Source organism: Staphylococcus sp. 231237_7MaSpsaltlick (assembly GCF_043107035.1).
Map to the genome: position 1 here is coordinate 1 of NZ_JBICNX010000233.1, position 699 is coordinate 699.

1 protein-coding gene and 1 pseudogene are annotated in these 699 nt (G+C 35.2%); both read left to right on the forward strand.

The window, feature by feature from the left end:
* The coding region (srlA, locus tag ACF91D_RS31135; RefSeq protein WP_392438608.1) for a PTS glucitol/sorbitol transporter subunit IIC at positions 1 to 363 on the forward strand (363 nt) is incomplete at its 5' end.
* A gap of 10 nt (positions 364 to 373) precedes the next feature.
* A pseudogene (locus tag ACF91D_RS31140) lies at positions 374 to 699 on the forward strand (PTS glucitol/sorbitol transporter subunit IIB); the annotation flags it as partial.

Sequence of the window (699 nt, forward strand, 5' to 3'; positions counted from 1 at the left end):
TTATTAAGATATTTAGTATTACCATTTTTAGGATCATTTATGTTAGCCAATCCCATGGTTCACTCTCTAGGAAGATTTATGCCCGAGAAATATAAGCCAAGTTATTTTGCATCAGCAGCGCAATTCGCACATACAAGCAACGGCTTATTTCCACACATTAATCCAGCGGAATTATTTATATTCTTAGGTATCGCTAATGGGGTTCAACAATTAGGATTACCAATGACAGATTTAGCAGTAAGATATTTACTTGTTGGTTTAGTAATGAACTTTATAGGCGGATGGGTTACTGACTTTACAACTAGTTATGTAGAAAAACAACAAAAAGTAAAATTAAGTACAAAAGTAAAATTAGAAGGATGAGGTGAGGCGTATGAGTAAAAAGGCTAGAATTGTTAAAGGTTCAGGAGGCTTTGGAGGTCCTTTAGAAATTGGAATAGAAGGTAAGAAAGATAAAGTTATGTATGTAACAGGCGGCCACAGACCTGAAATAGTAGATAAAATATGTGAAATTACTGGAGGCTCACCTATAAATGGTTTCGAAACATCAGTACCTGAAGATGAAATTATGGTTGCTGTTATAGATTGCGGTGGGACATTGAGATGTGGTATTTATCCTCAAAAGGGTATTCCTACTGTGAATATTATGGCAACAGGTAAAAGTGGGCCATTGAGACAACATATTACAGAAGATATCTA